The sequence below is a fragment of the Pseudomonas sp. SDO55104_S430 genome, from assembly GCF_054070595.1.
Genome location: NZ_JBSVXG010000064.1, coordinates 1 through 13,929, shown reverse-complemented (window position 1 = coordinate 13,929; position 13,929 = coordinate 1). Strand labels below are relative to the sequence as shown.

Annotated in this window: 16 protein-coding genes; 9 read left to right on the top strand and 7 right to left on the bottom strand. The window is 61.2% G+C overall.

What is annotated here, in order from left to right:
• Window positions 1-124: 124 nt before the first annotated feature.
• The 5 genes from rluB to ACW9JE_RS13795 all read right to left on the bottom strand — a co-directional run bounded on the left by rluB (window position 125) and on the right by ACW9JE_RS13795 (window position 4,936).
• A complete protein-coding gene (gene rluB, locus ACW9JE_RS13815) occupies window positions 125-1,336 on the bottom strand; it encodes a 23S rRNA pseudouridine(2605) synthase RluB (RefSeq protein WP_457433045.1) in 1,212 nt (403 codons plus the stop codon).
• A gap of 231 nt (window positions 1,337-1,567) precedes the next feature.
• Window positions 1,568-2,599 carry an SMC-Scp complex subunit ScpB gene (gene scpB / locus ACW9JE_RS13810; protein ID WP_457433044.1) on the bottom strand — a complete coding sequence of 344 codons (1,032 nt, stop codon included), beginning with the start codon at window positions 2,597-2,599 and terminating at the stop codon, window positions 1,568-1,570.
• Window positions 2,600-2,610: 11 nt separating this feature from the next.
• The gene (locus tag ACW9JE_RS13805) at window positions 2,611-3,309 is read right to left on the bottom strand and encodes a segregation and condensation protein A (RefSeq protein ID WP_175378412.1); all 699 of its coding nucleotides are present in this window, start codon (window positions 3,307-3,309) and stop codon (window positions 2,611-2,613) included.
• Between the two features lie 120 nt (window positions 3,310-3,429).
• On the bottom strand, window positions 3,430-4,059 hold the full coding sequence (locus tag ACW9JE_RS13800; protein WP_175378387.1) for an L-threonylcarbamoyladenylate synthase: 630 nt from the start codon (window positions 4,057-4,059) through the stop codon (window positions 3,430-3,432).
• 13 nt (window positions 4,060-4,072) lie between these two features.
• Complete coding sequence (locus tag ACW9JE_RS13795; protein ID WP_457433043.1) at window positions 4,073-4,936, bottom strand: PHP domain-containing protein; 864 nt, start codon at window positions 4,934-4,936, stop codon at window positions 4,073-4,075.
• 87 nt (window positions 4,937-5,023) lie between these two features.
• Here ACW9JE_RS13795 and ACW9JE_RS13790 point away from each other — a divergent pair, with 87 nt between their 5' ends.
• From ACW9JE_RS13790 to ACW9JE_RS13765, 6 genes are all read left to right on the top strand, one after another.
• A complete protein-coding gene (locus ACW9JE_RS13790; protein ID WP_224537781.1) occupies window positions 5,024-5,620 on the top strand; it encodes a septation protein A in 597 nt (198 codons plus the stop codon).
• 1 nt (window position 5,621) lies between these two features.
• Window positions 5,622-5,921 carry a YciI family protein gene (locus tag ACW9JE_RS13785; protein ID WP_008156126.1) on the top strand — a complete coding sequence of 100 codons (300 nt, stop codon included), beginning with the start codon at window positions 5,622-5,624 and terminating at the stop codon, window positions 5,919-5,921.
• Window positions 5,922-6,042: 121 nt separating this feature from the next.
• Window positions 6,043-6,456: a translation initiation factor 2 gene (locus ACW9JE_RS13780; RefSeq protein ID WP_457433042.1), complete on the top strand. Its 414-nt coding sequence runs from the start codon at window positions 6,043-6,045 to the stop codon at window positions 6,454-6,456.
• 7 nt (window positions 6,457-6,463) lie between these two features.
• Window positions 6,464-7,141 (top strand): response regulator transcription factor, encoded by a 678-nt coding sequence (locus ACW9JE_RS13775; protein ID WP_224537785.1) that lies wholly within the window; start codon window positions 6,464-6,466, stop codon window positions 7,139-7,141.
• Between the two features lie 327 nt (window positions 7,142-7,468).
• Window positions 7,469-7,918: a Spy/CpxP family protein refolding chaperone gene (locus tag ACW9JE_RS13770; RefSeq protein ID WP_224537786.1), complete on the top strand. Its 450-nt coding sequence runs from the start codon at window positions 7,469-7,471 to the stop codon at window positions 7,916-7,918.
• 64 nt (window positions 7,919-7,982) lie between these two features.
• Window positions 7,983-9,326 (top strand): sensor histidine kinase, encoded by a 1,344-nt coding sequence (locus ACW9JE_RS13765; protein ID WP_224537788.1) that lies wholly within the window; start codon window positions 7,983-7,985, stop codon window positions 9,324-9,326.
• 315 nt (window positions 9,327-9,641) lie between these two features.
• Here ACW9JE_RS13765 and ACW9JE_RS13760 read toward each other — a convergent pair whose 3' ends face one another.
• Window positions 9,642-10,208, bottom strand: coding sequence for an NAD(P)H nitroreductase (locus ACW9JE_RS13760; protein WP_224537790.1), 567 nt, complete (start codon window positions 10,206-10,208; stop codon window positions 9,642-9,644).
• A gap of 121 nt (window positions 10,209-10,329) precedes the next feature.
• On the opposite strand from ACW9JE_RS13760, the gene ACW9JE_RS13755 reads away from it, so the two are divergent.
• On the top strand, window positions 10,330-11,784 hold the full coding sequence (locus ACW9JE_RS13755; protein ID WP_224537792.1) for a TrkH family potassium uptake protein: 1,455 nt from the start codon (window positions 10,330-10,332) through the stop codon (window positions 11,782-11,784).
• Here ACW9JE_RS13755 and ACW9JE_RS13750 read toward each other — a convergent pair.
• Window positions 11,741-12,802 (bottom strand): AraC family transcriptional regulator, encoded by a 1,062-nt coding sequence (locus ACW9JE_RS13750; protein ID WP_224537794.1) that lies wholly within the window; start codon window positions 12,800-12,802, stop codon window positions 11,741-11,743. The genes ACW9JE_RS13755 and ACW9JE_RS13750 overlap by 44 nt on opposite strands.
• Before the next feature lie 159 nt (window positions 12,803-12,961).
• Between ACW9JE_RS13750 and ACW9JE_RS13745 the strand changes: the two genes are divergently transcribed.
• Both ACW9JE_RS13745 and ACW9JE_RS13740 read left to right on the top strand, forming a co-directional pair.
• Window positions 12,962-13,273, top strand: a complete 312-nt coding sequence (locus tag ACW9JE_RS13745; RefSeq protein ID WP_224537795.1) for an Mpo1-like protein — start codon at window positions 12,962-12,964, stop codon at window positions 13,271-13,273.
• Between the two features lie 18 nt (window positions 13,274-13,291).
• Complete coding sequence (locus ACW9JE_RS13740) at window positions 13,292-13,882, top strand: HD domain-containing protein (RefSeq protein WP_224537797.1); 591 nt, start codon at window positions 13,292-13,294, stop codon at window positions 13,880-13,882.
• Window positions 13,883-13,929: the final 47 nt, after the last annotated feature.

Genomic DNA, 13,929 nt, shown 5'->3' with positions numbered 1-13,929 from the left:
GCGGGCTTGCCCGCGAAGAGGCCCTCACAAACACCCCAAAAACCAAATCCGACCACAAAAAAAACGCCAACCCAAAGGCTGGCGTTTCTTACTTGCAGCTCAAAGCTCGAAGCTCATCGCCGAATCACTCCGGCTTGCGACGCCCAAACCCCGGACGCTGGCCGGAACCGGCCGGTGCGCCGCGGCGCTTGCCCGAAGGCGCATCGCCGTCGGTCAGCTTGATGCCTGGACGCTTCGGCGCCGGCTTGGCCGGGCGCTTGGTGTCGGCTGGACGGTCGGCTACCGGGGTACCACGACCTTCACCACGCTCGGCACGACCAGCGGCCGGACGCGGAGCACGTGGGCTGCGCTCGCCATCCTGACGCGCGGCCGGCTTGCGACCCGAGCGCTCGCCTTCAAGCTGTGGCTCGCGGTTGGCGCGTGGAGCGGCAGGCGCGTCAGTTGCCGGGCGCAAGGTGCGCACACGCTCGGTGCGGGCCATTGGCCGCGAGGATTTACGCTGCATCCGCTCCAGCTTGTCCTTGCTCTTGGCATTCATCTGCGGCATTGCCACAGGCGTCAGGCCAACTTCGGCGCTCAGTACATCGACTTCGTACTGGCTCATTTCGCGCCAGCGGCCCATCGGCAGGTCGGAGTTGAGGAAGACCGGACCGAAACGCACGCGCTTCAGGCGGCTGACCACCAGGCCCTGGGATTCCCACAGGCGACGCACTTCACGGTTGCGACCTTCCATCACCACGCAGTGGTACCAGTGGTTGAAACCTTCGCCGCCCGGTGCCTGCTGAATGTCGGTGAAACGTGCCGGGCCGTCTTCGAGCACGACGCCCGCTTTCAGGCGATCGATCATCTCGTCGTCGACTTCACCGCGTACACGCACGGCGTATTCACGGTCCATCTCGAAAGACGGGTGCATCAGACGGTTGGCCAGCTCACCGTCGGTGGTGAACATCAAAAGACCGGTGGTATTGATGTCCAGGCGACCGATGTTGATCCAGCGCCCTTCTTTTGGCTTTGGCAGCTTGTCGAACACGGTCGGACGGCCTTCCGGATCGACGCGGGTGCAGATTTCGCCGTCGGGCTTGTTGTACATGATCACGCGGCGGACCGACTCGGCGGCCTCTTCGCGCTTGATGACACGGCCGTCGATGCTGATGGCGTCGTGCATGTCGACGCGCTGGCCGAGGGTGGCGTCTTTGCCGTTGACCTTGATCCGGCCGTGGCTGATCCAGGCTTCCACGTCACGGCGCGAGCCGACGCCGATACGGGCGAGGACTTTCTGCAGTTTTTCGCCTGCTGGGCCGATTGGCTGGTCGTCTTGCTGGTCGTTGTTGCTCATCTGGGCACCTCCCGGTGTGGTCTGTTCAGGCGTGGCCTGAAGCGATATGGAACTGGTTCCTGGCGAAGGGATCGCCGAAGGGTCGCGAATCATACGCTCATGAGGGCGTTTGCGCATCAGAGACTAGTTGATGAATGAAAATTTACCGGGTTTGCGCCGACCGGTGGTGGGGAATGCAAATCTCACCTGCACTGCAATACCCTGTGGGATCTCCATCATCTGGAGGATTGTTTAATCCTCAAGCTCCCGGCGTTCGGCTTCAATCGCTTCGGCAAGAGCGCGGGCCTCGGCCTCTTCTTCGCTCAGTTCGGGCTCGGGGTTCGTTTGCTCGAGGGCCGCAACGGCGGCCAGCAGTTTTTCCCGAGCTTCGGCCACGCCAAGAATGTCGTCATCCTGCTCAGGCTCGTCTTCCGGCTCTGGTTCAGGTTCAGGTTCAGGTTCAGGTTCAGGTTCAGGTTCAGGCTCAGGCTCTGGCACAACCTGCGCCACGTCACCTTCCACCTCGACCTCAACCTCCGGCAACTCCGAATCAAAAACCGGCATCTCCCCATCCCGCAACAAATCGTCGAAATCGGTCTTGATCCCCTCTTCCATGCTGTCCAGTTCCAGCAACAGCGTATGGAAACTGGTTTCCTCCTTCGGTTCCTCCGGTTCGGCGCTGGCGTCGGCCAGTTCCTGCAACGCGGCAGGCACCGGGGCGTCGTCGAAGTCGAGCACCGGATCCGGCTCCAGCTCGCGCAGTTCAGCCAGCGGTGGCAGATCGTCGAGGTTTTTCAGGTTGAAGTGATCGAGAAACGCCTTGGTGGTGGCGAACATCGCCGGCTTGCCCGGTACGTCGCGGTAACCGACGATACGAATCCACTCGCGCTCCATCAGGGTCTTGACGATCTGACTGTTGACCGCCACGCCCCGCACGTCCTCGATTTCGCCCCGGGTGATCGGCTGGCGATAGGCGATCAGGGCGATGGTTTCCAGCATTGCCCGGGAATAGCGCTGCGGACGCTCTTCCCACAAACGACCGACCCACGGCGAAAACTTTTCGCGGATCTGCAGGCGATAGCCGGAGGCGACTTCCTTCAACTCGAAGGCACGACCATCGCAGGACTTGCCCAGAATCGTCAGGGCTTTCTTGAAAACTGCCGGCTCCGGCCGCTCGCCCTCTTCGAAGAGTTCGTACAGGCGCTCAATGGATTGCGGTTTTCCCGAGGCCAACAGAAAGGCCTCAAGCAGTGGCGCCAGCTCGCGGGGTTCACTCAGGTTCATGATTCAACTCGTTATTCGGCTCGGGCTCGCACGTGGATCGCTGCGAACGGCTCATTCTGCACCAGCTCGACCAAGGATTCCTTGACCAGCTCGAGGATTGCCATAAAGGTCACTACCACGCCGAGGCGCCCTTCTTCGGCCGTGAACAGCTCGACGAACGGCACGAAACCTGCGCCCTTGAGGCGTTCGAGCACGTCGCTCATGCGCTCGCGGGTAGACAGCGCTTCGCGGCTGACCTGGTGGCTTTCGAACATGTCGCCACGGCGCAGCACCTCGGCCATCGACAGCAGCAGTTCCGACAGGCGCACGTCCGGCAGCAACTTGCGCGCCCGGGCTTCGGGCGCATCGAGCTTGGGCACCACCACATCGCGGCCGACCCGGCTCAAGCCATCGATGCCTTCAGCAGCCGCCTTGAACCGCTCGTATTCCTGCAGACGGCGGATCAGTTCGGCGCGCGGATCTTCTTCCTCTTCCTCAATGGACTCCGAGCGAGGCAGCAGCATGCGCGACTTGATCTCGGCGAGCATGGCGGCCATCACCAGGTATTCGGCGGCCAGCTCCAGGCGCACCGACTGCATCAACTCGACATAACCCATGTACTGCTTGGTGATTTCCGCCACCGGGATATCGAGAATGTCGATGTTCTGCTTGCGGATCAGGTACAGCAACAGATCGAGCGGGCCTTCGAAGGCTTCGAGGAAGACTTCCAGCGCGTCGGGCGGGATGTACAGATCCAGCGGCATTTCCATGACCGCCTGGCCATAGACCATGGCGAAAGGCAGCTCTTGCTGGGCACCGGCTTGCGGGTCGACGGGTTCTACTGCGGACATCTAGGCCTCGGCCATGAACGGCGTGGGATCGCCGCAACCGACGCGGATCACTTCAGGTTCACCGTCGGCCATGTTGATCACGGTGGACGCCTTGATGCCGCCAAAGCCGCCGTCGATGATCAGGTCGACCTGATGCTCGAGCAACTGGCGCATTTCGTAGGGATCGCTCATCGGGTCGGTTTCACCGGGCATGATCAGGGTCACGCTCATCAGCGGTTCACCCAGTTGCTCCAGCAGCGCCAGGGCAATCGGATGACTGGGGACGCGCAGGCCGATGGTGCGTTTTTTCGGGTGCAACAGCAGCCGCGGGACTTCGCGGGTGGCGTTGAGAATGAAGGTGTAAGGGCCTGGCAGATGGGCCTTGAGAATGCGGAAGGTGCCGGTGTCGATCTTGGCGAACAGGCCCAGTTGCGAAAGATCGCTGCAGATCAGCGCGAAATTGTGCTTTTCATCGAGTCCGCGCAATCGGCGCACGCGCTCCACGGCGACCTTGTCACCGATCTGGCAACCAATTGCGTAGGAAGAGTCTGTGGGATAAATCACCACCCCGCCGCTGCGGATGATCTCGACTGCCTGTTTGATCAGGCGCGGTTGCGGGTTTTCCGGATGAATCTGGAAAAATTGACTCACATTCTCTACCTGTTCAGACGACGGCAATAATTGGGTCATGTTTGAATCGACACCACAGTGGTGGCAGATCCTCCGGGAGCGGGCGATATTCGCCTATCTCGGACCAGCCTCCAGGGCCATGAAAATCACTGCCGGCGCTGACCAGCAGACCGAACTCGCGGGCCAGAATGGCCAGGCTGCCTACTTGCTCTGCAGGCTGATGACCATTGACCACCTCAATTGCCTGGCCCCCTGCTTGAATATAGTCGGCAATCAGGCGACGACGCTTGCTGCGGGTGAAATCATAATGCCATGGGTGGGCCAGACTGACCCAGGCATTGGACTCTCGCAGCGTTTCGACGGTTTCTTCCAGGGTCGGCCAGTGTTGCTTGACGTCTCCCAGCTTGCCGGCGCCCAGCCATTTGCGAAATGCCTCGGCGCGATCCTTGACGAAACCCTCGCGCACCATCCAGTCGGCGAAGTGCGGACGGGCCGGCGCATTGCCGCTGTCGCCCAGTTCCTGCTGGATTTCCCGGGCGCCTTCCAGCGCGCCGGGCATGCCCTTCAATGCAAGTTTGCGGCTTATCTCTTCAGACCGTAGCCAGCGACCATCGTGCAATTTGGCGATGGCCTCGAGCAACGGCGCGGCATTGACATCGAAACCGTAGCCGAGCACATGAATGGTCGCGCCGCCCCAGGTGCAGGACAATTCGATGCCATTGACCAGTTGCATCCCCAATTGTTTGGCGGCAACGCGCGCCTCTTCGAGGCCTTCTATGGTGTCGTGATCGGTCAGGGCCAGGACTCGCACGCCGTGCTCGAACGCACGCGCTACCAGAACCGCAGGCGCCAGAGCGCCATCGGAGGCCGTGCTATGGCAGTGCAAATCAACATTCACGGAGTGTTGTAACCTCAAATCAGCTGGCGCTATCGCGCGCCCATATGTTTGTTATTATGCCGCCACATCCTGCTTCTGGCTGCCACTGTGAAACAATTCATCGATTTCATCCCGCTCCTGCTGTTCTTCATCGTCTTCAAAATCGATCCACGGGTCGTCGACATTGCCGGTCACGAGGTAACTGTAGGCGGTATTTACAGTGCCACGGCGATGCTGATCATCAGTTCGCTGGTGGTGTACGGCACGCTGTTCATCAAGCAGCGCAAGCTGGAGAAGAGCCAATGGCTGACGCTGATCGCCTGTCTGGTCTTCGGTAGCCTGACCCTGGCCTTCCACAGCGAGACCTTCCTCAAATGGAAAGCCCCGGTGGTCAACTGGCTGTTTGCCTTAGGGTTCATCGGCAGCCACTTCATCGGTGACCGCCTGCTGATCAAACGCATCATGGGCCATGCACTGACACTGCCGGAGCCGGTCTGGACGCGCCTGAACATCGCCTGGATCGTGTTCTTCCTGTTTTGTGGCGCCGCCAACCTGTTCGTCGCGTTCACCTTCCAGAGCTACTGGGTCGACTTCAAGGTCTTCGGCAGCCTGGGCATGACGCTGCTGTTCCTGGTAGGCCAGGGCATCTACCTGTCCCGCCACCTGCATGACGCCGATACCCCATCGCCCAAAACCGAGGACTGACATGCTTTACGCAATCATTGCCACAGACGTCGCCAACTCCCTGGAAGCTCGCCTGGCCGCGCGCCCTGCCCACCTTGAGCGCCTGCAAGTGCTCAAGGGCGAAGGTCGCATCGTATTGGCCGGCCCGCACCCGGCGGTGGACAGCAACGATCCGGGCGCCGCGGGTTTCACCGGCAGCCTGATCGTCGCCGAATTCGACTCCCTGAGCGCCGCCCAGGCCTGGGCCGATGCCGATCCGTACATCGCCGCCGGCGTCTACGCCAACGTTTCGGTCAAGCCGTTCAAGCAAGTCCTGCCGTAACTTTCCCCTCGCAATACCCCCGCGCGGTGAACCTTATCGGTTCGCCGCGCTCTCAATCGCTCATTATTCCCGTTTGCCGGCCGACAACTTCCCAATACCCGTATTGGAATCAGGAGTCGCGATGCGCAAGGGTCCGTTGTGTCTGATGTTGGTCACGTTGTCGATCGTGGCCCCCGCCCATGGTGAAGAACACGCCGAGGGCGCGAACTCGACGCCGTTGTCGTTGAGCGCCGGCAGCCAGATAAACGAGTTGCAGCAACGCTTGAAGGAAAGCGAGCGGCAACGGGAAGAACTGAGCAAACAATTGCAGAGCGCCGATAGCGAACGCGAGAGCCCCCAGCTGGCCCGCCGGCGTCAGGAGAACCAGCGCCTGAAGCTGCAACTTCGCGAAGCCCAGGCCGGCAGCGTGACGTCGCGCCTGCTGACAGATCAGCAACAGTGGTTCGTCGTTGGCGCCGCAGTTGCGCTATTGGCCCTGCTCTGCGGTATCTTCGCCAGTGGTGCAAGTCGAAAACGTCGACAATGGCTAAATTGAGTGAGTCATGAGCGAGCTGTTACTAATTGATGATGACCAGGAGCTGTGTGAGCTCCTGAGCAGTTGGCTGAGCCAGGAAGGCTTTCAGGTTCGGGCCTGCCACGATGGCCAGAGCGCCCGTCGCGCCCTGGCCGAAACCTCTCCGGCGGCGGTTGTGCTGGACGTGATGCTGCCCGATGGCAGCGGCCTGGAACTGCTCAAGCAATTGCGCAGCGATCATCCGGATCTGCCGGTCGTGATGCTCTCGGCCCGGGGCGAACCGCTGGACCGCATCCTCGGCCTGGAATTGGGCGCCGACGATTACCTGGCCAAACCCTGCGATCCGCGAGAGCTGACCGCACGCCTGCGCGCTGTGCTGCGCCGCAGCCATCCGGCAGCGGTGTCCAGCCAGATCGAACTCGGCGACCTGGCGTTCAGCCCGGTGCGCGGCGTGGTCAGCATCAATGAACAGGAGTTTTCCCTGACGGTGTCCGAAAGCCGTCTGCTCGAAGCCCTTCTCAAACAGCCTGGCGAGCCGCTGGACAAACAGGAACTGGCGCAAATCGCCCTCGGCCGCAAGCTGACGCTGTACGACCGCAGCCTCGACATGCACGTCAGCAACCTGCGCAAGAAAATCGGCCCGCATCCCGACGGCCGCCCGCGCATCGTGGCGCTGCGCAGCCGCGGTTACTACTACAGCCTGTGAAGCCCAGACGATCTCTCCTGTAGCAGCTGCCAAGCCCCAGCGCGGCTGCGTCCGATTGCGCAGCAATCGCAAAAACCTTCGCCCGCGTTCCTGCTTGCATGCTGCGAGAGGCGATGATGACCGCTGCGCGGTCGGACGCAGCCGCGCTGGAGCTTGGCAGCTGCTACATAGGGCATGTTCAGTCGGTGAGGTTGGAGTAGCCGAATTGTCAGGTCAGTTCAAAATCGTCTTTACCCAAGCTTTACGCTCCGCTGACCGCCGCTGACCTTGATCTCCGTAATCTGTACTCATCCGGAACGTACCGGGAATGAGACAAGGAGATTCACCATGCGCAAGACTCTTATCGCTCTGATGTTCGCCGCCGCTCTGCCGACCGTGGCCATGGCCATGCCTGAAGGCAGCGGCCCGATGGGTGGCCCGCTGGACGGTGGACGCCACGGCGGTCAGATGCACGGCATGCACGGTAAAGGCCCGTACAGCCAGCTGGACCTGAGCCGCGAACAACGCGAGCAGATCCGCAAGATCATGGGCGAGCAGATGCACGAGCGTAAGCAAGTGGTCGACAAGTACCTGGAAAAACTCTCGCCAGCCGACCAGAAAGCCATGAAAGACGAGATGGCCGCCAACCACAAGAAAGCCGAGTCCGATGTTCGGGCCGTGCTGAAACCGGATCAACAGAAGAAATTCGACGAGATCCAGAAGCAAAAGGCTGAGCGTCGCGCCGAATGGGCCGAGTTCAAGGCGTGGAAAGCGCAACAACCGCAAAAAGCGCAATAATGTGTTAACCCCGGACCCAACGGCCAACGCCGTTGGGTCTTTTTTGCTCTCCCGAGGATTTTTCGTGCGTTCATTGTTCTGGCGTATCCTGGCCAGCTTCTGGCTGGCCATCACTCTGGTTGCAGGCCTGTCCATTCTGCTCGGGCACATGCTCAATCAGGACGCGTGGATTCTCAGTCGCCATCCGGGACTCAACACCCTGGCCGAACAATGGACGCAAACCTACGAATCCCAGGGCGAAGAAGCCGCCCAGGACATCCTGGAACAGCGCAAACGCCAATATCACATCGACGTTCAGGTCCTGAATGAGAGCGGTGATCCGGTGGTGCGCGGCACTTTCCCCCGTCGTGCGGCGGCTTTCGAAGCGCGGCAGAACAACGATGACCGACGCCTGCCCTGGCGTCGCCTGACCGACGAATACACCAGCGAAAAAACCGGCGACACCTACCTGCTGATCTACCGCATTCCCCACCCGGAACTGGACGCCTGGCACCGCGAAAGCCTGCTCTGGCCTTTGAGTGCGCTGGGTATCGCTCTGGTGGTGCTGACCCTGTTCAGTCTGTTGGTGACGCTGTCCATCACCCGTCCGCTCAGCCGCTTGCGTGGTGCAGTGCATGATCTGGGGCAGACCGCCTATCAACAGAACAGTCTGGTAAAACTGGCCAATCGACGCGATGAATTCGGCGTGCTGGCCAACGACTTCAACCGCATGGGCGCACGCCTGCAAAGCCTGATCGGCAGCCAGCGGCAATTGCTGCGCGACGTTTCCCACGAATTGCGCTCGCCCCTTGCCCGCCTGCGCATCGCCCTGGCCCTGGCCGAGCGGGCGTCCCCGGAAGAGCGGGAAAAACTCTGGCCGCGCCTGACCCGCGAGTGCGACCGCCTCGAAGCATTGATCAGTGAAATTCTGGTGCTGGCCCGGGTCGACGCTGACAACGCCAGCGCCGAAGACGTAGACCTCAACGCCCTGCTCAATGGCCTGCAAAAGGACGCGCAACTGGGCTCGCCGGAGCAAAGCGTGCGCCTGGAAGCCGAACCGCAACTGAGCCTGCGCGGCTGGCCAACGATGATCGAGCGCGCCGTGGACAACCTGCTGCGCAACGCCCAACGCTTCAACCCGGCGGGCGGACAACCGATCGAAATGCTCGCTTTGCGTAACGGCGAACGAATCGTCGTCACCGTGCGCGACCACGGCCCCGGGGTAGACGCTGAACACCTGAATCAACTGGGAGAACCGTTCTACCGGGCGCCTGGACAAGCCGCCGCCGGTCACGGTTTGGGACTGGCCATCGCCCGGCGCGCGGCTGAGCGACATGGCGGAAGCCTGGTGCTGGCCAACCACCCGGAGGGCGGGTTCGTGGCCAGTCTGGAATTGCCGTTGGTGCCGGGGGTGGTGGCACAGCCGTGAAGCAAAAGATCGCGGCGCCTACACAAAGGTTCTGTGACCAGACACAAATTTTGCGTGCGACCCCAAACCACTGTAGGAGCGAGCATGCTCGCGATAGACGTCAACGATAACGCTGGCAACCTGACGCCCCACGGTGTCTGGTCCTCCATCGCGAGCAGGCTCGCTCCCACAATGGGTCTGAGTACAGCCGTGAAATCGGGTCGTCTCTGAGGCCGCCTTCGCGGGCAAGCCCGCTCCCACAGGGTTCTGGGTACATCCGAAAAGCCAGGTCGTCTGTGAGGCCGCCTTCACGGGCGAGCCTCGCTCCTACGAGGGTTACGGTTTACCGGGCCAGGCGCTGACGAACTCCGCCAGATCGACCTTTTCCGCTACACGTGGCTCTTTCTGCGGCGTGCCCAGGTAAAGGAATGCAATCACTTCTTCGCCTTCCGCCAGCCCCAGGCCCTTGGCCACATGCGGCGAATAGGCAAGATCACCTGTACGCCATACCGCGCCGATACCTTGGGCATAGGCCGCCAGCAAGATACCGTGGGCCGCACAGCCTGCCGCCAGCAATTGCTCGGACTTTGGATACTTGACGTGATCCTGCACCCGAGCGATCACCACAACCACCAACGGCGCACGCAACGGACCATTGCGCGCCTTGTCGATGGCTGCTTCGGTCACTTCGCCTTCCTGCATCTGCGCCGCTTCAGCCAGCAATTCACCCATCTGTTCGCGCGCCGCACCTTCGACCGTGAGGAAACGCCACGGCTGCAAATGCCCGTGATCCGGGGCGCGCATGGCCGCGCCGAACAGCACTTCGCGCTGCGCCTGGGTCGGTGCCGGTTCGATCAGTCGCGGGACAGAAACACGGTTGAGCAAAACGTCGAGAGCCTGCATCGGCCACCTCCTGAAAAAAATGTGCGGCTATTCTAGCTGTAACTCCTGCCGGAGTGCCGGTTTACATGCCCTGCCCCACAGGTAGAATGGCGCCCTTCCTCATCACAGCCGAGCGGATTTCATGGCGTTGCCGACCTTACGTCTCATTGGTTTCATCATCGGCATCTTCCTGATTACGCTGGCCATCGCCATGGTCGTGCCTATGGCCACCCTGGTGATCTTCGATCGCACGGGCGATCTGCCGTCGTTCCTCTGGGCCAGCATGATTACCTTTGTCGCAGGCCTCGCTCTGGTGATTCCGGGACGTCCCGAACACGTTCATCTACGGCCACGGGACATGTACCTGCTGACCGTCAGCAGTTGGCTGGTGGTGTGCATCTTCGCCGCCCTGCCGTTTTTGCTGACCCAGCACATCAGTTACACCGACTCGTTCTTCGAAAGCATGTCCGGCATCACCGCCACCGGATCGACGGTGCTCAATCACCTGGACGACATGTCCCCCGGCATCCTGATGTGGCGCTCGTTGCTGCACTGGATCGGCGGCATCGGGTTCATCGGTATGGCGGTGGCGATTCTGCCGCTGCTGCGAATCGGTGGCATGCGCCTGTTCCAGACCGAGTCATCGGACCGCTCGGAAAAAGTCATGCCCCGCTCGCACATGGTGGCGCGCCTGATCGTCGCGGCCTACGTCGGCATCACCATTCTGGGCAGCCTGGCGTTCTGGTGGGCCGGGATGAGCCCCTTCGATGCGATCAACCATGCCATGTCGGCAATTTCCACCGGCGGTTTTTCCACCTCGGACCAGTCCCTGGCCAAATGGACGCAACCGGCGGTGCACTGGGTGGCGATCGTCATCATGATTCTCGGCAGCCTGCCGTTCACCCTCTACGTGGCGACCTTGCGCGGCAATCGCAAGGCGTTGATCAGGGATCAGCAGGTGCAGGGCCTGCTGGGCATGTTGCTGGTGACCTGGCTGGTATTGGGGACCTGGTACTGGTGGACCACCAAGCTGCATTGGCTGGATGCACTGCGGCATGTGGCGCTGAACGTGACCTCGGTGGTGACGACCACCGGTTTCGCGCTGGGGGACTACAGCCTGTGGGGCAATTTCTCGCTGATGCTGTTCTTCTATCTGGGCTTCGTCGGTGGCTGCTCAGGCTCGACCGCCGGTGGAATCAAGATCTTCCGTTTCCAGGTGGCCTACATCCTGCTAAAGGCCAACCTTAATCAGTTGATCCACCCACGGGCGGTGATCAAGCAGAAGTACAACGGTCACCGTCTCGATGAAGAGATCGTGCGTTCGATTCTGACCTTCTCGTTCTTCTTCGCCATCACCATCTGCGTGATCGCGCTGTTGCTGTCGCTGCTCGGCGTGGACTGGATGACCGCCCTCACCGGCGCGGCCAGTACCGTGTCCGGTGTCGGGCCGGGTCTCGGCGAGACCATCGGCCCGGCGGGTAACTTCGCGTCCCTGCCGGATGCCGCGAAATGGATTCTCTCGTTCGGTATGCTGCTGGGCCGACTGGAGATCATTACGGTGTTTGTGCTGTGTATTCCAGCGTTCTGGCGTCACTGACCGGCGCCGGCCCTTGTACTAGCCGCGTCCGGTACTCGCCGGGGGTGGTGTCGAACCAGCGGCGGAAGGCGCGGAAGAAGTTGCTCGGGTCGGCAAAACCCAAAAGGTAGGCAATTTCCAGCAGGGTCATGGACGGTTGCGCCAGGTACTGCTCGGCAAGTTCCCGTCGGGTGTCGTCTAGCAGCGTCTGGAAGCTCGTGCCTTCTTCCTGCAAGCGTCGCTGCAAGGTGCGCTGCGACAGGTGCAGCGTCTGCGCCACGGCATCGCGCTTGGGTTCGCCCTGGGGCAAAAGTCGGCACAGCACCTGGCGGGCCTTGTGAGTGACGCGACTCTCGGAAAACCGTGCCAGATACTCACCGGCAAAACGGTCGTGCAGCAGGGCCATGGCTTCATTGGCCGTCGGCAGCGGCGCCTCCATGTCGGCGCGCTCGAAAATCAGCGCATCGTAGGGCGCGTTGAACACCAGCGGCGCGTGGAAGGCTTGTTTGTAGGGTTCGAGATTGACCGGCTCGTCGCCCTGCACCAGCACCTTGCGCGGATGCAGCGTGCGCCCGGTCAGCCAGCCGCACAGTGCCAGGGCGCAGGCCAGCGAGGCCTCGGCGCTTTGTCGGGTCGGCGGCAGATGATCGCCATGCACCGTCAGAATCAGCGCGTAGCCCTCATCCAGCAGGCGAAAGCTCAGGTCGGCGCTTTCGGCAATGATGCGCTGATAACGCACCAGTCGCCGGAATCCATCGGCCAGGGTCTGGCTGGACATCAGGGCGTAGCCGGTGACATGAAACTGCGCCGGTCGCACCACCTTGCCCATGTTCAGGCCGATCGCCGGGTTGCCGGACAGCTCAACCGCGCGTTGCCACAGTCGTGTCATGGAGTCTTGGGGGAAGCGGGCGTCCGGATCGTCCAGCGCCGCGTAGTCGAGCCCCAGCTGTTTGAACAGAACCTTGCAATCCAGGCCGTCCATTTCCAGTGCTTTGACAATCCCCATCGCCCAGCTTGCAGAAGTCGTTCGTTCGCTCATGTCGGGTTCTTGCATGAAGTGCCGTTTTCACGGCCAATTTCCGAAGGATACTAAAGTGGCGCCGATTGTCACTGGCTCGCGCCACTGTTCACTCTAGACTCAAATAAGCTACCCGCAGAACAACTTGCAGTCAGAACAATAACCACAGAGATCGCAGTCGTGGAAAACATCAGACGATTCAACAGCTTCGCTGAGTTTTACCCCTATTACCTCAGTGAACACAGCAACAGTACCTGCCGCAGGTTGCATTTCATCGGCACCACGCTGGTGATTTTCATCCTGGCCATGACCATTGGCCGCGGCGCCTGGATGCTGCTGTGGTTGGTGCCAGTGGCGGGCTACAGCTTCGCCTGGATCGGGCACTTCTTTTTCGAAAAGAATCGTCCCGCGACTTTCCAGCATCCCTTCTACAGCCTGCTCGGTGACTTCGTCATGTATCGGGACATGGTTCTGGGACGCGTGCCGTTCTAGATCACGAGAGGATCGCCGATGAATGCCAACGCTCGTTTCACTCACATGAAAGACGGCACTCAGGAAGACTGGGCGATCATCGCCGCGGACTTCAGCGCCTACGCTCGCCAATTGTCATCACGAATCATGGCGCATCTGAAGCTGCTGGAAGGTGACTTCGGCGGTTTCCCGGTGGATCGCCTGACCCATTCCCTGCAAACCGCCACCCGCGCCTGGCGCGACGGTCGCGATGAGGAATACGTGGTCTGCGCCCTGCTCCATGACATTGGCGACACTCTGGGTTCCTACAATCACCCGGACATCGCCGCGGCGATTCTCAAGCCGTTCGTCAGCGCCGAGAATCTGTGGATGGTGGAGAAACACGGGGTTTTCCAGGGCTACTACTTCTTCCATCACCTGGGGATGGATCGCCACCTGCGCGAGCAATTCAAGGGCCATCCGCAGTATCTGGCGACCGTCGAATTCTGCGCCAAGTACGATGCGGCGGCGTTCGATCCAGAGTACGACACGCTGCCGTTGAGTTTCTTCGAGCCGATGATGGAGCGGTTGTTCGCGCAGCCGAAGAACTCGATTTACAAAGCGGCGATGGAAGAGCACGCGCCAGCGTAAAAGCTTCGCGGGCAAGCCTCGCTCCTACAGAGATTGTGAAACCTGTA